The sequence below is a fragment of the Bradyrhizobium sp. SSBR45G genome (assembly GCF_030159255.1).
Classification (GTDB): Bacteria; Pseudomonadota; Alphaproteobacteria; order Rhizobiales; family Xanthobacteraceae; genus Bradyrhizobium.
In genome coordinates, this window is the sequence record NZ_BSCT01000021.1 from 47,414 (window position 1) to 68,555 (window position 21,142).

Genomic DNA, 21,142 nt, shown 5'->3' on the forward strand with positions numbered 1-21,142 from the left:
TGCCCGCCTGCGCCGCGCGCGCAGGCGTCCAAGCACTGATCGAGGATGATGCAAGATGCGTATTCGAAATTCCGCCAAGACCTATGGCTCCGTCGCCATCGGCCTGCATTGGATCGTCGCCGTGCTGGTGCCGGCGGCGTGGATCTCCGGTCACCTCGGCGAGGAGTTGTCGCACAGCTCCGAGGAGATGGCGCTGTTCGCGCACGTCTCGCTCGGACTGGCGATGCTCGGCTTCGCGCTGGCGCGGCTCGGCTGGCGCCTCGCTGATCCGCCGCCGGTCCCCGAGCCGACGCGGCTCGGCGCCTGGACGGTTCGTGCCGGCGAAATCGCACATCTGCTGATCTACGGCATCATGTTCGCGATCCCGGCGCTCGGCATCCTCACTCAGTTCGCCAGTGGCGAGGCGCTGCCGGTGTTCGGCCTGTTCGAGATCGCCTCGCCCTGGAGCGGCGACCGCGGCCTCGCCCATGACATGAAGGAGATGCACGAGGCGCTGGCCAACGGCCTGATGATCCTGATCGGCCTGCACGTCGCAGCCGCCTTGCTGCATCACTACTGGCTGCACGACCGCACCTTGAAGCGGATGATGCCGGGCCTGCGGTGATGGCGTCGCGACCCCGGCATGATCCGCGCAATCTCTGCGGGATCATGGGGCGGACGTGTCGGGATCGTACCCTGAAGCCGGTCGATCAGTCGGATGATGGCTCGCACCACGATCATCGCGGCCGAAAACATGCTGAGAAAGACCAGGGCAATCCCGGGCGAGTCCCATTTGCGGACCGGCGCGAAGACGCCGATCTCCCAATACCGGAGGAGCTCATCGATATTCATCTTCAGGACCAAGAGGAGCACGATGGTCAACAGGACCACGACTGGCGCAGAGCGACGGAAAACGAACAGCGCGAGGCTCGGGGTCAGCAGAGGGATGCCGAAGAGCACCGCCAACCATACGGCTGCGTAGAACCCATGATTGAATTCATGGGTCGTCAGGGAATCCCTGTGGCATGTGAGCATGATGCAAAGCACGTTGGCGACGGCCCCGAGCACCGCAGCTGCGGTGACCGATCTGCGACGTATGGCTGACCAGAGGACTTTGTCGGTCATCTCCCATCTCCGTGTTGCGTGCATGTTCCAAGCAGCGGGGGCTCATGGTCGGCGCTGCTCTTCGTCTGATCTTCGTCCGCGCGGGTGAATGTCGCCATGACACGTTCGTGCCATGGGCAGACGGCAGGTCATTGGTAGCAGGCTGGCGCGCGGGATGATCGCCTGGCAGAGCTCCGCGCGGAGGCCGCCGCTCCCCTCGGCCCCTTTCGGATTCGACATCCTCGTGCCAAGATGGGCCATGATGCGCGCTCTCCTCGTCATGGCTTCGATCACCTTGCTGGCAACCGTTCCAGCCGCGGCTCAACGGTTCGACGGCAACGATCCGGTATGCCTGCAGATATGGGAGTGGGGCGGCTCCAGCACGATTTCGTGCCAGTATCGATCGTGGGAGGCGTGCAAGGCGGCGGCTGCGGGCCTCCCCGCCACGTGCCTGACGAACCCGTATGTCCTGCGACCGTCTGAACCCGGCCGTCGTCCGCCGCGTCGGTAGGCACCGCTGGCTGTTCGGGCCGTCCCCACGGCAGCCAATATCTCTCCCCGCGTCATTCCGGGGCATCGCGAAGCGATGAGCCCGGAATCCATAACCACGCGCGGTGGTGGAGCGCGAGCGCTCGCCACCACCATCTCGAACCTCATGGATATCGTGAGTATGGATTCCGGGCTCGCGCTGACGCGCGCCCCGGAATGACGGCCGAGAGAGGCGAGGCGGCACTTCTCCGAAAAATAAACCTATTGCTATTTTTCAGAATTCATGTTTATGATGCGCCATCCCGTGCTCCTCGAGAGGGGCGCTTCGCGATCGTCACGGAACGTCGGGCGCGGGATGCGGTGGCTGCTTGCGTGCTGCAGCGGGCCTTGGGCTCGCGGACGAACGGCAGGCTTGCGGACGCGAAGTCGCGTGGTCCTGGCGCCCCGATGCTGGCGTCAAGTTCTCGGGGGATGATGATCCCGGGTGCGACGGTGGCTAACAGGCCGGACACCGGGGAGATCGCGAAGTAAGCGTGAAAACCATCGCGCGGGGAATGCCGGGATGTCTCGGCTGAACCTGTGGTGACTGCCGCCTGCTTTTTTTCTGCAGGCGGGCCATGGGGGCGGCCAGCTCCCGGCATTCCCCGTGCCCTCTGTCGGATCGGAGGGCAACATCGATGACATGACTCGGGTGGATCACGCCGCGAGAGCGATGCGCCGTGTCGCCAGCGCCTCCAGCGCGAGGTCGAGGCTGCGGCCGATCGCTGCCGGGGAACCAAATTCCGCAGCCATGGTTAGGTCGTGTGCAGGAGGACTCCGATGCGCCGCGCCAAGATCACGCCGACACGCAACAAGCTCGACATGACCGACGAGGCTCAGGTCCGCGTCGTGACCAAGCGGCTCAAGATGTCGCCCGCCGAGCTGGCCGAGATGGTCGGACGCATCGGCAACTCCATCACCGCGATCAACAAGGAGGTTGCGCAGCAGCGTGCCGCGAAGCTCGCAGCGCCGGCCGGCGCGGTGATCGCCTCGGTGACCGTGACCGAGACCAAGGCTGAAGTGATCATGCCGGACGACACGCCGCCGGCCACCTGACATCTATCAATTTTGCAATCGACACCTGACGACACCTGACAATTGCGTTCGGACTTTTGGATAGAGGGGGCAGAGGATGGATCAGCGCACCGATCAGGGTGACGCGTTGACGCGCGCGGCATTCGGCCTGCGCAAGACCAAGATCAGCGAAGGCCGGCCGTTTCCGTTGGGCGCTACATGGGACGGGCTCGGCGTCAATTTTGCGCTCTTTTCCGCGAACGCGACCAAGGTCGAGCTGTGCCTGTTCGACGAGCGAGGTGAGACCGAGCTCGAGCGCATCGAGCTGCCGGAATATACCGACGAGGTCTGGCACGGCTATCTTCCGGCGGCGCGTCCGGGCACCGTCTATGGCTACCGCGTGCATGGACCGTATGAGCCGGACGCCGGTCACCGCTTCAATCCCAACAAGCTCGTGATCGACCCCTACGCCAGGCAGCTTGTCGGCGAGCTGCGCTGGGGCCCCGAGCTGTTCGGCTACAAGCTGGACCACGCCGACAAGGATCTTTCCTTCGACGACCGTGACAGCGCCCCGCTGATGCTGAAGTGCCGGGTCATCGACCCCGCCTTCACCTGGGGCACCTCGCGCAAGCCGGAAATTCCGTGGGAGCGGACGATCTTCTACGAGATGCACGTCAAGGGGTTCACCAAGCTGCATCCGCTGGTGCCCGAGGCCGATCGCGGCACCTTTGCCGGCCTCGCGCACCAGGACATTCCGGCCTATCTGCGCTCGCTCGGCATCACCTCGGCCGAGCTGCTGCCGATCCATGCCTTCATCGACGACAGCTATCTGGTCGAGAAGGGCTTGCGCAACTATTGGGGCTACAATTCGATCGCCTTCTTCGCGCCGGAGCCGCGTTACCTGAAGACGCCGTTCGCGACCGAATTCAAGACCATGGTCAACCAGTTCCATGCCAACGGCATCGAGGTGATCCTCGACGTGGTCTACAACCACACCGCCGAGGGCAACGAGCTCGGCCCGACGCTGTCGTTCAAGGGCATCGACAATGCCAGCTACTACCGGCTGATGCCGGACCAGCGGCGCTACTACATCAACGACACCGGCACCGGCAACACCGTGAACCTGTCGCATCAGCGCGTGCTGCAGCTCGTCGCCGACTCATTGCGCTACTGGGCGACCGAGATGCGGGTCGACGGCTTCCGCTTCGATCTCGCCACCATCCTGGCGCGCGAGCCCTATGGCTTTGATGAAGGCGGCAGCTTCCTCGATGCCTGCCGGCAGGATCCGGTGCTCAACAGCGTCAAGCTGATCGCCGAGCCCTGGGACATCGGCCCGGGCGGCTACCAGGTCGGGCAGTTTCCGCCGGGCTGGGCCGAATGGAACGACAAGTTTCGCGACACCGCCCGCGCATTCTGGAAGGGCGATGGCGGCACGCTCGCCGATTTTGCCAAGCGCATTTCAGGCTCGGGCGATTTGTTCAACAAGCGCGGCCGCCGTCCGTGGGCGAGCGTGAACTTCGTCACCGCCCATGACGGCTTCAACCTCAACGACCTCGTTTCCTACAACGACAAGCACAATGAGGCGAACGGCGAGGACAATCGCGACGGCCACAGCAACAATCATTCCTGGAATTGCGGCGTCGAGGGTCCGACCGACGATCCCGAGATCATCGCGCTGCGCGAGCGGCAGAAGCGCAACCTGCTGGCGACGATGCTGCTGTCGCACGGCACGCCGATGCTGCTTGCCGGGGACGAGTTCGGCCACACCCAGAACGGCACCAACAATGCCTATGCGCAGGACAACGAGACCACCTGGCTCGCGTGGATGGGCATCACGCCGCAGGGCAGGCGCCTGCGCGAATTCACGCGCAAGCTGATCGCGATGCGCAAGGCGTTCCCGATCCTGTATCGCAGCCGTTTTCTCGTCGGCTCGCACAATGAGGATCTCGGCGTCAACGACGTGACCTGGCTCGACCCGTCAGGCGAGGAGATGACGACGGAGCAGTGGACCGACGCCAATGCGCGCTGCTTCGGCATGCTGCTCGACGGCCGTGCCCAGGAGACCGGCGTCAAGCGGCGCGGCTCCGACGCGACGCTGCTGCTGATCTACAACGCGCATTACGACGTCGTGAACTTCACGCTGCCGTCCGTGCCCGAGGGGCACAATTGGCTGGCGCTGCTCGACACCAACCAGCCGGATGCGCAGCTGCAGTCGTTTCCGTTCGGCCATGTCTATTCCGTGACCGGCCGCTCCTTGCTCGCGCTCGGCCTGTCGTCGGAGCAGCAGCCAATGCGCAGCCTGCGCCACGGCCTCGGCGCCCTGCTCGACATCGCGGAGGCGCCGCTGCAGGAGTAGGGGCGTCGTGGGGGGATCGCAAACGAGCTCGGTGAGGGGACAAGCTCGCCTGTGGCCGTCCTTCGAGACGCGCGCCAACTGGCGCGCTCCTCAGGACGAGGGCGATGAGCGCGGCACCAGGGGGCGTGACGAGACGAATGCTCTCAACCCTCATGGTGAGGAGCGCGCCGCTTGGCGCGCGTCTCGAACCATGAGGCCGACAGGCCGTGGCATGATCGTGTCTCGTGAGGTCGTCGCGCCTCAGGCCCCCCGCGCATATTTCGCGAGCCGCGCCTGGAGCACGTCGAGCATGGCGTCGCGCGCGGGGTCGCGCGAGCCGCGCAGCCATGCGGCGGCCAGCGGCAGGCGGCCAGCGCTGCTGCCGCGCTTCAGCCGCAGCGGCACGAAGCGCACGCCGGACACCGCGAGCCGTGCGGTCCAGCGCGGTACGATGGCGATACCCAGGCGGGCGCCGACGAGATGGACGATGGTCTGCTTCTCGTCGGCGAACTGCACGACATCAGGCGACAGCCCGGCCTGGGCGAACAGCTTCATGGTGAGGTCGTGGCTGTGCGGCCGCGATCTGCGGTCCGGCACGATCAGCGGCTGGTCGGCGATATCAGCCAGCGAGACCGAGGCGCGCGAGGCCAGCGGATGCCGCTGCGGCAGCGCGACCACCGCGCTTTCGCTGAGCAGGGCGCGGAATTCGAGCCTGACATCGGTGCGCTCCGGCGGCCGGACGAAGGCAAGATCGAGCGCGCCGGAGAGGATCTTCGGCAGCAGCCGGATCGTCTTCTCCTCCATCAGTTGTACCGCGATCTCGGGATGTCTTTCTCGAAAATCATGCAGCAGCTGCGGCAGCAGTCCGGCGGCCGCGCTGTCGATGGCGCCGACGCGCAGCCTCTGCGCTTTGGTGCCGCGGGCGCGGCGACGGAAGCCGGTCTCGACCGCCTCGACACGGGCCAGGATGGCGCGGGCATCGCGCAGCAGCGCCGTGCCGTGCTCGGTCAGCGACACCGCGCGCGTGGTGCGGGCAAACAGCGGCGTCGCGAGGTCCTCTTCCAGCAGCTTGATCTGGCGTCCGAGCGCCGACGGCAGCATCTGCAGCCGCTGCGCGGCCTTTCCGAAATGCAGCTCCTCGGCGGCGGCCACGAAGCAGCGAAGCTGGTGCAATTCCATGCGAGGGATCCGGAGGCGCGCGATTATATCATTTTTTTGTATAATGCCGCCGGCATTGAAGCCAGTCCCTTTCGCCGCCTACGGTCGTCAGATCAACGACAACATGGCGACAGGGAGGTGACGATGGCCGGAGAGCTGGAAGTGCGCGTGCTGCGCAAGATCACGATACGCATCGTTCCCTTCATCATGCTGCTCTACTTCGTGGCCTTCATCGACCGCGTCAATGTCGGCTTCGCGGCGCTGACCATGAACAAGGACATCGGCCTGTCGGCCTCGGCCTATGGCTTCGGCGCCGGCATCTTCTTCTGGGGCTATTTCCTGTTCGAGGTTCCGTCCAACCTCGCCCTCGACAAATTCGGCGCCAGGATCTGGATCGCCCGGGTGATGATCACCTGGGGGCTGGTATCGGGCGCGATGGCCTTCGTGCAGGGGCTGACGAGCTTCTACGTGCTGCGCTTCCTGCTCGGCGCCGCCGAAGCAGGCTTCTTCCCCGGCATCATCCTCTATCTCTCCTACTGGTTTCCGGCCCGCCAGCGCGCCGCCGTCACCGCCCTGTTCATGGCTGCCGCGCCATTGTCGACCGTGCTCGGATCGCCGGTCTCCGGCGCGCTGCTGGAGATGGACGGCCTTCTCGGCATGAAGGGCTGGCAGTGGCTGTTCCTGATCGAGGCGCTACCGGCGGTGCTGCTCGGCTTCGTCGTGCTCGGCTACATGACCGACCGCCCGGAGCAGGCGCGCTGGCTCGCCGACGACGAGCGCGACTGGCTGGTGCGGACCATGAACGCCGAGCTCGCGAGCAAGGCGGCGACGGCCAGCCACAGCATCTGGCGCGGCCTTGCCGACATCCGCGTGCTGGCGCTCGCGCTGGTCTATTTCGGCACCTCGGCAGGTCTCTATACGCTCGGCGTCTGGGCGCCGCAGATCATCAAGCAGTTCGGCCTGTCGTCGGTCGCGGTCGGCTTCCTCAACGCGGTGCCGCCGACGGTCGCCGTCGTCGTGATGATCCTGTGGGCGCGGCATTCGGACCGCACGGCCGAGCGAACCTGGCACGTCGTGCTGGCCTGCGTGGTGGCGGCCGTCGGCCTCTGGCTGGCGGGACTCTCGACCAGCGTCGCCGCGGTGCTCGCCGCGCTCACCTTGGTCAATGTCGGCATCTCCTCGTCGAAGCCGCCGCTGTGGAGCATGCCGACCATGTTCCTGTCCGGCTCGGCAGCCGCGGCCGGCATCGCGACCATCAACTCGATCGGCAATCTCGGTGGCTTCGTCGGTCCCGCCATGATCGGCTGGATCAAGGACCAGACCGGAAGCTTCGACGGCGGGCTCTATTTCGTCGCCGGCCTGCTGGTGGTATCGGCGGTCCTGACCCTGTTGCTGTCACGTTCACAACGCGCGAAGGCCGAAGCGGCCACGCAATCCTGACCCCTCACAAGGAACTCCTTCATGCGCACTCATTCCATCGCCGCCATCCCCGCCGACGGCATCGGCCCCGAGGTCATCTCCGAAGGCGTCCGTGTTCTCCAGGCGCTGGCCAAGCGCGCCGGCGACATCAGCTTCAACGTCAAGACCTTCGACTGGGGCTCGGACTACTACAAGAAGCACGGCGTGATGATGCCGGCCGACGGCCTCGCCGAGCTCAAGTCATTTGACGCGATCTATTTCGGCGCGGTCGGTGCGCCCGATGTGCCTGACCACATCACGCTGTGGGGCCTGCGGCTGCCGATCTGCCAGGGCTTCGATCAGTACGCCAATGTGCGGCCGACCAAGATTCTGCCCGGCGTCGCGTCGCCGTTGCGCAATGTCGGTGTCGGCGATCTCGACTGGGTGATCGTGCGCGAGAACTCCGAAGGCGAATATGCCGGCATGGGTGGACGCGCGCATCGCGGCCTGCCGGAGGAGGTCGGAACGGAGGTTGCGGTCTTCACCCGCGTCGGCGTCACCCGCATCATGCGCTTCGCGTTCAAGCTGGCGCAGTCGCGGCCGCGCAAGTTTCTCACCGTCGTCACCAAGTCGAATGCGCAGCGCCACGGCATGGTGATGTGGGACGAGATCGCTGCGGAAGTCGCGCGCGAATTCCCCGACGTGACCTGGGACAAGATGCTGGTCGACGCGATGACCGTGCGCATGACCCTGCAGCCGAAGAGCCTCGACACCATCGTCGCGACCAATCTGCATGCCGACATTCTGTCCGATCTCGCCGGCGCTCTGGCCGGCAGCCTCGGCGTCGCGCCGACCGGCAACATCGATCCGGAGCGGCGCTTCCCGTCGATGTTCGAGCCGATCCACGGCTCGGCCTTCGACATCACCGGCAAGGGCATCGCCAACCCCGTGGCGACGTTCTGGACCGCCGTGCAGATGCTCGAACATCTCGGCGAGAAGGACGCTGCTATCAGACTGATGGCGGCCGTGGAGAAGGTGTGTGCAGCCGGAATCCTGACGCCGGATGTCGGCGGCAAGGCCACGACCAAGGAGGTGACCGACGCCGTCATCGATGCGATCCACGGCTCCAACGTCTGACGGGTGCTGCTCCCACGCACAATTTCGGCGTGTTCCGCGTCACACTTGCAATGGACGCTGCGGGGCGTATACCAGCGCTTCCGCCGCGTCTGCGCATGACAATCACATGCGCGTCATCAAGACGTGAAACGCGGGCTAGGGGAGAAAGGACACATCATGCGTCGTCACCGTCGAGCCAAGATCGTTGCGACCGTCGGCCCTGCCAGCAACTCACCTGAGATGCTGAAGGCGCTGTTCCTCGCCGGTGTCGACACCTTCCGCCTCAACTTCAGCCACGGCACGCAGGCCGATCACGCCAGGGTGCATGCCTCCATCCGCGCGCTGGAGAAGGACGTGCAGCGTCCGATCGGCATCCTGATGGATCTGCAGGGACCGAAGATTCGCGTCGGCACCTTGCGCGACAAGAAGATTCAGGTCGTAGCCGGCGAGTCCATCCGGTTCGTGTTGAACGGCACCGAGGGCGACAAGGATTCGATTCCGTTGCCGCACCCGGAGATCTTTGCAGCGGTCGCGCCCGGTCACGATCTTCTGATCGATGACGGCCGCGTGCGCGTGCGCGTCACCGGCCTCGGTGACGACTGGATCGAGGCCAAGGTGATCGTCAGCGGCGCGATCTCCAATCACAAGGGTGTCAATCTGCCCGGTACCATTCTCGGGCTGTCGCCGCTGACGCCGAAGGATCGCTCCGATCTCGCTTTCGGCCTCGACCTCGGCGTCGACTGGGTCGCGCTCTCCTTCGTGCAGAAGCCGTCCGACGTGATCGAGGCGAGGGGCCTCATCGGCGGCCGCGCCGGCATCATGTCCAAGATCGAGAAGCCCGCGGCGCTGGAGCGGATCGACGACATCATCCAGCTCTCGGATGCGATCATGGTCGCGCGTGGTGATCTCGGCGTCGAGATTCCGAACGAGGACGTGCCGGGCAAGCAGAAGGAGCTGGTGCGGGCCTGCCGGCTCGCCGTGAAGCCGGTGATCGTCGCGACGCAGATGCTGGACTCGATGGTGGCGACGCCGACGCCGACGCGCGCCGAAGTCTCGGACGTCGCGACCGCCATCTATGACGGTGCCGATGCGGTGATGCTGTCGGCAGAATCGGCCAGCGGGCAATATCCGCGCGAGGCGGTGGCGATGATGGACAGCATCATCAAGGCGACCGAGAAGCACAAGATGTACGGCTCGATCATCCAGGCGACGCAGCCCGACGAGGAGCAGACCGCGCCGCATGCGGTGGCGACCGCCGCGGCCGATCTCGCCTCGGCCATCCATGCCAAGGCGATCGTGGCCTACACGTCGAGCGGCACGTCCGCCTCGCGCGTCGCGCGCAAGCGGCCGAGCCTGCCGATCCTCGCGATCACCCCGAACGAGGACACCTCGCGCCGGATGTGCCTGTTGTGGGGCGCGCACAGCGTGCTGTCGCAGGATGTGCAGAGCTATGAGGAGATGGTCGAGCGCGCGACGTCCTTCGCGGTCCAGGAGGAGTTCGCGCAAGCGACCGATCTGCTCGTCGTCGTCGCCGGCATTCCATTCGCGCAGGCCGGCACCACCAACAATTTGCGCGTCGTCACCGTGCCCAGATAGGAGGCAGCCGAAATTCCCTGTGCGGGCCGCCGGCGTGTCGCCTGATTGTCGCACCCCGCTGGTATCGCGGGGCTGTGACGGGGACATCGCGAGTCGTCATCCGACGGTGTCAGCAGCGGTCCGGCAGGATGGGTTCTGCCAATGCGGCCGGTCGTCATCGCAGTGTCATCAGGGACTGTTAGGTGGGCGCGCATGGGACTTGAGACTGCCGGTGAAGAAAGCCCGACGAAGCGCTTTCGGACGTTGTTCATCTCCGACGTTCATCTCGGAGCCCGCGGCTCGCAGGCCAATCTCCTCGTGGATTTCCTGCGCCACCATGATGCCGACACGATCTACCTGGTCGGCGACATCATCGACGGCTGGGCGCTCAAATCGAGCTGGCACTGGCCGCAGTCGCACAACGACCTCGTGCAGAAGATGCTGCGCAAGGCCCGCAAGGGCGCCAAGATCGTCTACGTGCCCGGCAATCACGACGAGTTCCTGCGCGGCTATTACGGCACGCATTTTGGCGGCATCGACGTCGTCGAGCACATCGTCCACACCGGCGCCGACGGCCAGCGCTATCTGGTCATTCACGGCGACATTTTCGATCTCGTCGTCCAGAACGCCCGCTGGCTCGCCCATCTCGGCGACAAGGCCTACGACTTCGCGATCCAGATGAATCGTCTGGTCAACTTCTTCCGCCGCATGTTCGGCGTGCCCTATTGGTCGCTCTCGCAATGGGCCAAGCAGAAGGTCAAGAACGCGGTGAACTACATCGGCGCGTTCGAGACCGCGCTGGCCTCCGAGGCGCGGCGGCATGGCGCCGATGGCGTGATCTGCGGTCACATCCACTGTGCCGTCATCCGCGACCAGGACGGCATCCGCTACATGAATTGCGGCGACTGGGTCGAGAGCTGCACGGCGCTGGTCGAGCACGAGGACGGCCGCTTCGAGATCCTGACCTGGACCGATCCGCTGAAGCAGGCGGCGCCGGTTCCGCAACTGGCCGCCCGCGCCGCCTGACGCCAGCTCCCTTGCCTCCCGGCGATCGGGCGCGGTAAAATAGGGGATGACAGCTCATTCCCCGATCCTGCCCGTGACCGCCGCCGACATCGATGCCGCGGCGGCCACGCTCGCACCCGTGGCGGTGCGGACGCCGCTGCTGCCGGCCCCCGTGCTCAGCGCGCAGTTCAAGGCCAACGTGTTCGTGAAGCCGGAAGTGCTGCAACGGACCGGCTCCTTCAAGTTCCGCGGCGCCTACAACAAGCTCGCGTCGATCCCGCAAGACGCGCGCGCCAATGGCGTCGTTGCATTCTCGTCCGGCAACCACGCCCAGGGCGTCGCCCATGCGGCGACGCTGCTCGGCATGGACGCCACGATCGTGATGCCCTCGGATGCGCCAGTGGCGAAGCGCGAGCGCACCAAGGCGTTCGGCGCCACCGTCGTGCTCTACGATCGCGACCGTGAGGACCGCGAGGCGATCGCGTGCGACATTGCCGGCAAGCGTGGGTCGACGGTGGTGCCGCCCTATGATGATCCCTATGTCATCGCGGGGCAGGGCACGGTCGGCCGTGAGATTGCCGAGGATCTGACTGCGCTGGGCCTGTCACCCGACATGGTGATCGTGCCGGCCAGTGGCGGCGGATTGCTCGCCGGCGTGTCGACGGCGGTGAAGGCGCGCTTCCCCGAGACGCAGATGATCGTCGCCGAACCCAAGGGCTTCGACGACCATGCGCGCTCGCTGCGGGCGGGTCACCGCGAGGCGCATGAGGCCAAGGGGCGCACCATCTGTGATGCGCTGATGGCGGCGATTCCCGGCGAGATCACCTTCGCCATCAACAGCCGGCTGCTGTCGGCGGCGGTCGAGGCCTCGGATGATGAGGTCGGCCGCGCGGTCGGCGTTGCTTTCCGTGAGCTCAAGCTCGTGGTCGAGCCCGGCGGTTCGGTCGGCCTCGCAGCCTTGCTGGCCGGTCGGCTCGACGTTGCGGGAAAGACGGTGGTGATCGTTCTCTCCGGCGGCAATGTCGATGCCGATCTCTACGCCAGGCTGATCGCCTGAGCGCCAGGCCTCAGCGGAAGCTGTGGCCGCTCTTCGCAAATCCTCCGCCGTCCATGCGCGGGCCGGACTGCGCGACGCGCGGCGTGCTGGAACCGCGCATTGGCCCGCCCAGCATTCCTCCCCGGCCGCGTGCCATCGGCGGATGCGGCTTGAACGATCCGGAGTTGCCGGGGAAGGGGCGTCGGGCCTCGTGGGTCTCGAACGGACGGCCCGGACCGCGCTGCAGCGGATCGCGCTGGATCTTCGTAGCCAGTGGCGGGTTCGACGGCGGCGCGATCTTGTCGCCCATCTTGTTCGGACCGATTGGCCGCGCATCGATGACCTTGTTCACGCCGGTGTTGATGCCGATGTTCTTGGTGACGACCGTGGGCGGCAGCGGCTGACGCAGCGGCAGGTTGCCGGTCGGCTGCTTCGGCAGCACGTCGGGGCGGCCCTGCATCTGAGCGCCCGGGTTAAGCGGCCGCATGACGGGGGTCAGCTGCGGCGGCACCATCAGCCGGCTCGGCTGCAGCACCGGGATGGGCCGCGGCTGAACCTGCAGCCGCAGCGCGACGGGCGCATAGGGGCTGTCGGCATAGGAGTCGCTGAAGCTCTTATAGGCCGCCGGCGAGTTCGCCAGCACCGTCTGGTGCCACGCGGCGGCCTGCACGAGGCCGGAGAGCAGGGCACGGATGCGCTCGGCGAGCGGATCGCGCGGATACATCTCGATGAACTCGCGATAATATTGCGGACGGTTCTCCGACAGCACGTAGTCATAGGCCTGCCGCACGGACCGGCTGGGCAGGTTGGCCGCCATCTGGATCACCGGCGCATTTTCGGCTGGGCGTGCTGCTGCGACCAGCGTATCGCCGAAGAAGGTGAAATCGCTGGTCAGCGATGAGCTCTCCCACGGCGTTTGCCGTCCATCCGTCGTCTGGTTCACCTGCAGACGAACGCGCTTGAACAACTGCTCGATCGGCAGGTTCGGCTGCCGAGCCAGATTCAGGAACGCCTGCGTATAGGGACTGTGCTCGCCACGGCCGTCGAGCGCCTCCTCGCCGGGCGAGGTCGAATAGCCGACGATCGAGCCGTTCGGCGCGTCGACAATGGCCAGCCCGCGTCCGGCATCGTTGATCGAAGGGAACGGATTGTTGCGGCAGGCGTCGAGCACGACGATCCGCATCCGGCTCGGAATGGCATCGAGCGTAGCCATCAGATCGACCAGCCGGACCGTGCTGGTCGTGAGATCGGAGGGCGCGACGATGCGGGCGTCGATCGGGATAAGGTAGTTCTCGCCCGCGAGCTGAACCCCGTGGCCTGCGTAGTAGACCATCGCGACGGCATTCGGCCCGTGCGCGGCGACGCGGCTCGAAAAATCCTGCACGACCTTGAGCATCTCGTTCTGCGTCAGGTCGGTCGCCGTGATCACCTCGAAGCCTGCTGAGTTCAACAATTTCGCCACCGCGTGGGCATCGTTGTCGGGGTTCTCCAGCGGCGGCGCATTCTGGTAGCTCGAATTGCCGATCACGAGCGCGACGCGGGGCTCGGCTCCTTGCTGGGGCGCGGCGGGCGCACTGTCCGCCTGCGGCGGCAAGGGGGCAGCCAGCGCGCGCGGCGGCGTCTGCAGGCTGTCGATGTCACTGCTGGCGGCCCAGCCCGGGCTCGGGCCGAGACAGGTGATGAGACCCAGCAGCGCTGATGTCAGCAGAGACGTCCAGGCGGCTCTGGGAACGTGAAATCGTCGAACGGACACGGGCTTCTCCTCGTGCATGCGCAAAGCGAATGGCTCGAGGAGCAGGCTAGGTGGATCGATGACCGGCGTAAGTGATCCGCCTCACCCATCCGAGATCGGAGACGAGCTGAGTTGAGGAGGGACGTGTGAGCGACCAGCGCGGGGACGTGGTGGCGTTGTTCAGGAGAAGAACGCGATCTTCTCGGGCTGGCTCATGCGCCGGATCGGCGACAACGGATCGTTGGCCGGTGCCTGCGAACGCTGCAGAAGGCCGTTCGTCAGCAGGGTCGAGCCCAGTGACGGCTCGTAGGCCGGCTTCAGCATCGGGTAGGTGGTCGTGCTCTGAGGCGCAACGGGGGCATGAGGGACATGCCGGGGCGATGCGATCTCGGCCTGGGGCGCCACGGCTGCGGCGACGGCAGCCAGGGTTTCGGCCGCAATCGATTCCGGGAGCTGCGTTGCCGCTACTGGGGGGCTTGGAAGCGGAGCCAGGGCGATCGGGGGAGCGGCCGCCGGTTCATGAGCTGCTGGTGCCGCCGTGCTCGCTGCGGGAGCTTTCGCCGTCGTCGGCGCAAGCTCAGGCTCCAATGATGGAGGCTCAAATGACGGAGGTGCCGATGGCGCACGCTCCGATGACGGAGGCTCCGTTGACGGAGGCTCGCCGAAGCTGGCGACGATGTCGTCGTCGATCGAGGTCGGCTCCGCGATGTCGAAGCCCAGGGTTCGCGAACGATTGAACTCCTCTTCCTCGATCGGATCGGGCGCTCCCATCGCGGCCGCGACCAGGTCAAGGATGGCCTCGTCCTGCGCCTCCGCGGCTGCCGCATCCTCGGTCTCGCCGGGGCTCTGCTGCTCGATCTCGACCAGAGCTTCGGCAATCGAGGGCTCGGCCACGATCTCCGCCAGGGCGATGGGGCTGAGTGGCATCGCGACGGCTGCGGTTTCGGGGTCCGTCGCGGGGTTTTCGACCGCCATCTCTGCGACCATGACGGCAGCCGTCGCGGCGGGCGTCCCGATTGCCTCGATCGCGGCCACAGCTTCCACGAGCGGACTGTTTGCCGCCACCACGGGCGGGGCGGCCGGCTCGGGCGCCGGCTCCCGGGCGATGTCCTCCGCCATGGGCAGCGGGGCCTCGGCCATGGGGGCTGACGCTAAGGTCGATGACGGCGCGGCAGACGCCGCGGGCACGGTTTCCTCGGGCGCAAGCGAGGCCGTTGCCTGTCCCTCGTCGAGCTCCTTCAGTCGCGTCTTGATGATCTCGAACGCTGCGAGCAGCGCAGCCTTCGGGTCGACGCTCGCGAGCTGGTCGCAAGCGGCCTCGATCGAGGTCACCTGCGAATCGATCAGGTCGCAGATCCGGGAATCGGCGCCGATCTCGCGCCAGCGCCAGGAGATCTCCTTGATGATCCGGGTGCCCTTACGCACGGGCGCCAGGTTCTGCTCGAGCGCCATGCGGTCGACCGCAGAGGCGGCAGCGAGCGCGGCATCCTCGACCGCGGCGCGGATCGCGGCCAGCGCTTCCGGCAGCGCCTTGCTGTCGGCCTGCTCGAGGTCCTGTTGCTGTTCACGTTGAGACGCCAGCGCATGCTCGATGCGCGCCACCGCGTCGAGCACCATGCTGGTGTCGGCGTTGCGGTTGCGCTTGGCGTATTCGCCGAGGAACCAGCGGCCGCGCGCCGTCTCCATGAAGGCATCGCGGATCGCCTCGTAATCGGTCTCGTTCGGCTGAGCCGCACGGGCGGATATCGGCGAGAGGGCGAAGACTTCATCGACCATGACAGACCCATCGCGCAAATTGCTGCGCGTTGGCATAACGATCACCATGATATTGATCGAATCGCAATTGAATTGATGCCACTGTCCCGACAAATCTCCACCACATCGCCGGTATTGTCGCGCCGATTCGCGGGAAGGTTGGGGCTGTTCTATGGCGCGGTGTTCGCGCTGTCGGGAACGCACCTGCCGTTTTTTCCCGTGTGGCTACGGGCGATCGGGCTGGACGCCTCCTGGATCGGCATCATCATCGCGGTTCCAGCCGTCACACGCTTCACGGTCCTGCCACTGATCACCGCGCTCGCCGAGCGCCGCCAAGCCTTGCGCGCCGCGTTGCGGCTGACGACTTTCGCAACTGCGTCGGGCTTTGCCGTTCTCGCCGTTCAACACCAGCCCTGGCTCGTCTTTGTCGTCTATGCGGGGCTGTGCAGCCTGTGGACTCCCGTCGTCCCGTTGACGGACGCCTACGCTCTTCGCGGCGTCATGAGCTATGGCCTCAACTACGGACGGTTGCGGCTGTGGGGATCAGCGGCGTTCATCGTCGGGACGCTGCTATGCGGCGGATTGGCCGACATCGTGCCCGCGCCTGAGCTGATCTGGATCATCGTCTCGGTCGCGCTGTGCGGGGCTGCGAGCAGCGTGCTTCTGCAGGGGCTGCCGCCGTTGCCGCGCAGCACGGGTCCGGTGCAGGACGGGCGCAGCCCGCTCGGCAGCCCGCGCTTCCTCTGCATCATCGCCTCCTCGGCGCTGATCCAGGGCAGCCACGCGGCCTATTACACGTTCTCGGCGATCGAGTGGACGGCGCAGGGGCTCAGCGGGCTCACCATCGGCTGGCTCTGGAGCATGGGCGTGCTGGCCGAAATCGTGGTGTTTGCCCTGTCGCCGCGGTTCACGCTGTCGCCCGTCAGCCTGGTCATCATCGGCGCGGTCGCCGCCGTGCTGCGCTGGACGCTGACGGCCCAGGAGCCGCACGCGGCCGGCCTCGCGGCGGTCCAGATCAGCCACGGCTTCACCTTCGGGCTGACGCTGGTCGGTACGATGGGGCTTCTGGTGCGTGAGGTGCCGGCGCATCTGACGGCGCGCGGGCAGGGCTACTACGCCGCCGCCAGCGGTGTCGTCGGCTCGGCGGCGTCGATCCTGTCGGGACCGCTCTACGCGGCTTATGGACCGGGCGTCTACTACGCGATGGCTGTGATGGCCGGCCTCGGCGGCGCGCTGATGTGGTTCGCGCGCGTCGGTCTGTCGATTCAGCCCCACAAGGCCTGATCGGGCGGATAAACCACGCTATCCTCGTAGTGCAGCCCGTGCGCGCAATCCTCGGCCAGCAGCAGCGGACCGTCCAGATCGACATAGCGGGCGAGCGGCGTCAGCAGCATGGCCGGCGCCATGGAGAGCGATGTTCCGACCATGCAGCCGACCATGATGTCGAAGCCGAGCGTCCGGGCCGCGTCCGCCATGGCCAGCGCCTCGGTCAGCCCTCCGGTCTTGTCGAGCTTGATGTTGACGGCATCGTAGCGCCCGCGAAGCGGGTCGAGCGAGTTCCGGTCATGAACGCTTTCGTCGGCGCAGACCGCGATCGGGCGCGAGATGCGGCCGAGGACCTCGTCCTTGCCTGCGGGCAGGGGTTGTTCGACCAGGGTGACACCGGCAGCGGCGCAGGCGGCGAGATTGGTTTCGAGGTTGGCCTCGGTCCAGGATTCGTTGGCATCGACGATCAGCTGCGACTGCGGCGCTGCCGTCCGCACCGCTGTGATCCGCGCCGGATCGCCGTCACCGCCGAGCTTGATCTTGAGCAGCGGACGGTGCGCCGCCTTGGCGGCGGCCTTGGCCATGAAGTCGGGCGCGCCGAGCGAGATCGTGTAGGCGGTCACGCAGGGCTGCGGCGCGCGGCGTCCGAGCAGGTCCCAGATGCGGCGGCCGCTGCGCTTGGCTGCGAGATCGAGCAGCGCGCAATCGAGCGCGTTGCGCGCGGCGCCCGGCGGCATCGCCGCCTGCAGCGCGTCGCGATCGAGGCCGGAGGCGATGGCGTCGCGCATCGCGAGCAGGGCGCCCTGCGCGGCTTCCGGCGTCTCGCCATAACGCGGATAGGGCACGCATTCGCCGCGGCCCACGATGTCGCCGTGTCGCAGCTCCGCGATCACCGTGACGGCTTCGGCCTTCGAGCCGCGGCTGATCGTGAAGCTGCCGGCGATCGGCCAGTGGCCGATGTGAGCGTCCAGTATTGGAAAACCGTTGGAAGTCATTTGAAAGTCTGGCGATTTGTGAACCGGAATGAGGCGCTTGGGACTTGCGCGATGGGATCGACTATGGCTGTTGATGGGGGTCTCCGGCAAGGTGGTGGCGACGCGGTGGGATTTTTCTCGTCAAGGAGCGGATATCGGCAGCCGCAAGGTTGGTCGTCGTGACGGGCAGCCCTGATCTGCAACGAAGCGGCGAGGGCAATGCGCTGTCGCTGCGTGCGACGGGCGCCTGGACTGCGCGCTTTGCACCGTCGCTCGAACGGCTGGTCGCCGACGCCGAGAAGCTCGCCGGCAAGACCAAAGACGTCTCGATCGACGTCTCGCAGGTCTCCAAACTCGATACGTTCGGTGCATGGCTGATCGAGCGACTGCGCCGCAGCTTCACCACGGCAACCGTCGAGGCCAGGATCGACGGCCTGTCGGCCAACTACGCCAGTCTGGTCGATGAGGTCCGCCGCGTCAGCATGGCGCCCGACGGCGATGCGACCACGGTGACCATCACCGGCATGCTGGGGCAGATCGGCCTCAGCGTCGCCGGCATCTTGGGCACCGTCGCCGCGCTGATCGACATGCTCGGCGCGGTCATCGTCGCCAGCGGCCGCGTGCTCATTCACCCCCGCAGCTTCCGGCTGACCTCGACCATCCACCATCTCGAGCAGGTGTGCTGGCGCGCGGTGCCGATCGTCGTGCTGATCACCTTCCTGATCGGCTGCATCATCGCCCAGCAGGGCATCTTCCATTTCCGCAGGTTCGGCGCCGACATCTTTGTCGTCGACATGCTCGGCGTGCTGGTGCTGCGCGAGATCGGCGTGCTGCTGGTCGCGATCATGATCGCCGGCCGCTCGGGCAGCGCCTATACGGCCGAGCTCGGCTCGATGAAGATGCGCGAGGAGATCGATGCGCTGCGCACCATGGGCTTCGACCCGATCGAGGTCCTGATCCTGCCGCGCATGCTGGCGCTGGTGATCGCGCTGCCGATCCTGGCCTTTCTCGGCGACATCGCCGCGCTCTATGGCGGCGGGCTGGTCGCCTGGTTCTACGGCGGCGTCGATCCCGAAGCCTTCCTGCTGCGGCTGCGCGATGCGATCTCGATCGACCATTTCACCGTCGGCCTGCTCAAGGCGCCGGTCATGGCGGCCGTGATCGGGATCGTGGCCTGCGTCGAAGGCCTCGCTGTGCAGGGCAGCGCGGAATCGCTGGGGCGCCACACCACGTCGTCGGTCGTGAAGGGCATCTTCTTCGTCATCGTGATGGACGGCGTGTTCGCGATCTTCTTCGCGGCGGTCGGGATGTGACATGACGCAGGAGATCTCCGATCCGATCATCCGCGTGCGCGACGTTACCGTGCAGTTCGGCAAGACGCGCGTGCTCGATGGCCTCGATCTCGACGTCAAGCGCGGCGAGATCCTCGGCTTCGTCGGTCCCTCCGGCGCCGGCAAGTCGGTGCTGACCCGTACCATCATCGGACTCGTGCCGAAGCTGTCGGGAAATATCGAGGTGTTCGGCGTCAATCTCGATGCCGCCGATCGGGCCGGCCGCCGCGCCGTGGAGCGGCGCTGGGGCGTGCTGTTCCAGCAGGGGGCGCTGTTCTCCTCGCTCACGGTGCGGCAGAACATCCAGTTCCCGGTGCGGGAATATCTCAAGGTCTCGCAGCGGCTGCTCGACGAGATCATGGTCGCCAAGCTGGTGATGGTCGGATTGCGGCCTGATGTTGCGGATCGTTTCCCGAGCGAGCTGTCCGGCGGCATGATCAAGCGCGTCGCGCTGGCGCGGGCCCTGGCGCTCGATCCGGAGCTCGTGTTTCTCGACGAGCCGACCTCGGGGCTCGACCCGATCGGCGCCGGCGATTTCGACGAGCTCGTGCGCACCCTGCAGCGGACTTTGGGACTGACGGTTTTCATGGTAACCCATGATCTCGACAGCCTCTACACGGCCTGCGACCGCATTGCCGTGCTTGGCAACGGCAAGATCATTGCCGCGGGATCGATGGCCGACATGCAGGCCTCGGAGCATCCATGGCTCCGGCAGTATTTCCACGGCAAGCGTGCACGCGCCGTGATGGGGTAGCGTAGAGCGCCCCGGGGATGATTTTTTGTGAGCGGGAGTGGGGACTCCCGCGACAAAGCTGATGGGGTGGGTGCCGCGGTCCGGCGCCAACCGAGAGCGCACGGGAGCGGTGGCACTGATGTCCGCCGCAATGTGCCGGTACCGGAGTTGGTAATGGAAACGCGGGCGAATTACGTCCTGATCGGATCGTTCACGCTGGCGGTATTCGCCGCGGCGGTCGGGTTCGTCCTGTGGTTCCAGAGCCTGCATACCACCAAGCAGCGCAGTCCGTTGCGGGTGGTGTTCGAAGGGCCGGCCGCAGGTCTGCGCAATGGCGGCAGCGTCAACTTCAACGGTATCCGGGTCGGCGAGGTGATCTCGGTCAAGCTCGACAATCCGCGCCGCGTGGTGGCGCTGGCGATGGTCGAGAACAATGCGCCGATCCGCAAGGACACCCTGGTCGGCCTCGAGTTCCAGGGGCTCACCGGCGTGGCCGCGATCTCGCTGAAGGGCGGCGAGGAGGCCGCGCCGCCGCCGCCGCTCGACGAGGACGGCGTGCCGTTGCTGCGCGCCGATCCGACCCGGCTGCAGGACGTCACCGAGGCGATCCGTGCGACCCTGCAGAACATCAACAAGGTGGTGGCCGACAACCAGGAGGCCGTGAAGAACTCGATCAAGAACCTCGAGGTCTTCACCCAGTCGCTGGCGCGCAACTCCGAGCGCATCGACGGCGTCATGAGCCGCGTCGATGGCATCATGGGCAAGGCCGACACCCTGATGCTCGGCCTCAACACGCTGGCCGGCGGCAAGGATGGCGGCGAGCTGTTCCTGACGGTGAAGTCGATCCGCGAACTCGCCGATGATTTCGACAAGCGCTCCGGCGCGCTGATGGCGGACGGACGGCGCACGCTGTCCGACATCAGCCGTGCCGTGAACAATTTCGACCGCAACCCGACCCGGGTCCTGTTCGGCGCCAGCAATTCCAGCCCGAGCAACGCCCAGGCTTCGCAGCCGGCCCCGGCACCGGCGCCCGCCGCGAGCGGACGGCGCTGAGGCATTCGCGAATAGCGAATGGGGAAGTAGCGAGTAGGGCGAGCAAGCCC

The 21,142-nt window shown here is 66.4% G+C and carries 18 protein-coding genes; 13 read left to right on the forward strand and 5 right to left on the reverse strand.

The window, feature by feature from the left end; genetic code table 11:
- Positions 1–55 precede the first annotated feature (55 nt).
- On the forward strand, positions 56–604 hold the full coding sequence (locus QQL87_RS22565; protein WP_284420934.1) for a cytochrome b: 549 nt from the start codon (positions 56–58) through the stop codon (positions 602–604).
- On the opposite strand, the gene QQL87_RS22570 is transcribed toward QQL87_RS22565, so the two are convergent.
- Complete coding sequence (locus QQL87_RS22570) at positions 553–1,104, reverse strand: hypothetical protein (RefSeq protein WP_284420933.1); 552 nt, start codon at positions 1,102–1,104, stop codon at positions 553–555. The two genes, QQL87_RS22565 and QQL87_RS22570, sit on opposite strands and share 52 nt — an antisense overlap.
- Before the next feature lie 241 nt (positions 1,105–1,345).
- Here QQL87_RS22570 and QQL87_RS22575 point away from each other — a divergent pair, with 241 nt between their 5' ends.
- The 3 genes from QQL87_RS22575 to glgX all read left to right on the forward strand — a co-directional run bounded on the left by QQL87_RS22575 (position 1,346) and on the right by glgX (position 4,981).
- A complete protein-coding gene (locus QQL87_RS22575) occupies positions 1,346–1,594 on the forward strand; it encodes a DUF3551 domain-containing protein (protein WP_284420988.1) in 249 nt (82 codons plus the stop codon).
- 797 nt (positions 1,595–2,391) lie between these two features.
- On the forward strand, positions 2,392–2,667 hold the full coding sequence (locus tag QQL87_RS22580; RefSeq protein WP_284420932.1) for a DUF3606 domain-containing protein: 276 nt from the start codon (positions 2,392–2,394) through the stop codon (positions 2,665–2,667).
- Between the two features lie 76 nt (positions 2,668–2,743).
- Entirely contained in the window at positions 2,744–4,981 is a 2,238-nt protein-coding gene (gene glgX / locus QQL87_RS22585; RefSeq protein WP_284420931.1) for a glycogen debranching protein GlgX, read from the forward strand.
- Between the two features lie 240 nt (positions 4,982–5,221).
- On the opposite strand, the gene QQL87_RS22590 is transcribed toward glgX, so the two are convergent.
- Entirely contained in the window at positions 5,222–6,139 is a 918-nt protein-coding gene (locus QQL87_RS22590) for a LysR family transcriptional regulator (protein WP_284420930.1), read from the reverse strand.
- Between the two features lie 123 nt (positions 6,140–6,262).
- Between QQL87_RS22590 and QQL87_RS22595 the strand changes: the two genes are divergently transcribed.
- The 5 genes from QQL87_RS22595 to QQL87_RS22615 all read left to right on the forward strand — a co-directional run bounded on the left by QQL87_RS22595 (position 6,263) and on the right by QQL87_RS22615 (position 12,269).
- A complete protein-coding gene (locus QQL87_RS22595) occupies positions 6,263–7,558 on the forward strand; it encodes an MFS transporter (protein WP_284420929.1) in 1,296 nt (431 codons plus the stop codon).
- A gap of 21 nt (positions 7,559–7,579) precedes the next feature.
- Positions 7,580–8,653 (forward strand): tartrate dehydrogenase, encoded by a 1,074-nt coding sequence (locus tag QQL87_RS22600; protein ID WP_284420928.1) that lies wholly within the window; start codon positions 7,580–7,582, stop codon positions 8,651–8,653.
- A gap of 156 nt (positions 8,654–8,809) precedes the next feature.
- On the forward strand, positions 8,810–10,228 hold the full coding sequence (pyk, locus tag QQL87_RS22605) for a pyruvate kinase (protein ID WP_284420927.1): 1,419 nt from the start codon (positions 8,810–8,812) through the stop codon (positions 10,226–10,228).
- 192 nt (positions 10,229–10,420) lie between these two features.
- The gene (locus QQL87_RS22610; RefSeq protein WP_284420926.1) at positions 10,421–11,233 is read left to right on the forward strand and encodes a UDP-2,3-diacylglucosamine diphosphatase; all 813 of its coding nucleotides are present in this window, start codon (positions 10,421–10,423) and stop codon (positions 11,231–11,233) included.
- Between the two features lie 46 nt (positions 11,234–11,279).
- Complete coding sequence (locus QQL87_RS22615) at positions 11,280–12,269, forward strand: threonine ammonia-lyase (protein WP_284420925.1); 990 nt, start codon at positions 11,280–11,282, stop codon at positions 12,267–12,269.
- Positions 12,270–12,279: 10 nt separating this feature from the next.
- Here QQL87_RS22615 and QQL87_RS22620 read toward each other — a convergent pair whose 3' ends face one another.
- Entirely contained in the window at positions 12,280–14,001 is a 1,722-nt protein-coding gene (locus QQL87_RS22620) for a caspase family protein (protein WP_284424123.1), read from the reverse strand.
- A gap of 159 nt (positions 14,002–14,160) precedes the next feature.
- Positions 14,161–15,756 carry a hypothetical protein gene (locus QQL87_RS22625; protein ID WP_284420923.1) on the reverse strand — a complete coding sequence of 532 codons (1,596 nt, stop codon included), beginning with the start codon at positions 15,754–15,756 and terminating at the stop codon, positions 14,161–14,163.
- A gap of 75 nt (positions 15,757–15,831) precedes the next feature.
- Between QQL87_RS22625 and QQL87_RS22630 the strand changes: the two genes are divergently transcribed.
- The gene (locus tag QQL87_RS22630; RefSeq protein ID WP_284420922.1) at positions 15,832–17,019 is read left to right on the forward strand and encodes an MFS transporter; all 1,188 of its coding nucleotides are present in this window, start codon (positions 15,832–15,834) and stop codon (positions 17,017–17,019) included.
- On the opposite strand, the gene dgcA is transcribed toward QQL87_RS22630, so the two are convergent.
- On the reverse strand, positions 17,001–17,996 hold the full coding sequence (dgcA, locus tag QQL87_RS22635) for an N-acetyl-D-Glu racemase DgcA (RefSeq protein WP_284420921.1): 996 nt from the start codon (positions 17,994–17,996) through the stop codon (positions 17,001–17,003). The two genes, QQL87_RS22630 and dgcA, sit on opposite strands and share 19 nt — an antisense overlap.
- A 158-nt stretch (positions 17,997–18,154) precedes the next feature.
- Between dgcA and QQL87_RS22640 the strand changes: the two genes are divergently transcribed.
- From QQL87_RS22640 to QQL87_RS22650, 3 genes are all read left to right on the forward strand, one after another.
- Positions 18,155–19,288 carry an ABC transporter permease gene (locus tag QQL87_RS22640; RefSeq protein WP_284420920.1) on the forward strand — a complete coding sequence of 378 codons (1,134 nt, stop codon included), beginning with the start codon at positions 18,155–18,157 and terminating at the stop codon, positions 19,286–19,288.
- 1 nt (position 19,289) lies between these two features.
- Complete coding sequence (locus QQL87_RS22645) at positions 19,290–20,060, forward strand: ABC transporter ATP-binding protein (protein ID WP_284420919.1); 771 nt, start codon at positions 19,290–19,292, stop codon at positions 20,058–20,060.
- Positions 20,061–20,213: 153 nt separating this feature from the next.
- Positions 20,214–21,092: an MlaD family protein gene (locus tag QQL87_RS22650; protein WP_284420918.1), complete on the forward strand. Its 879-nt coding sequence runs from the start codon at positions 20,214–20,216 to the stop codon at positions 21,090–21,092.
- The last annotated feature ends 50 nt before the right edge of the window (positions 21,093–21,142 follow it).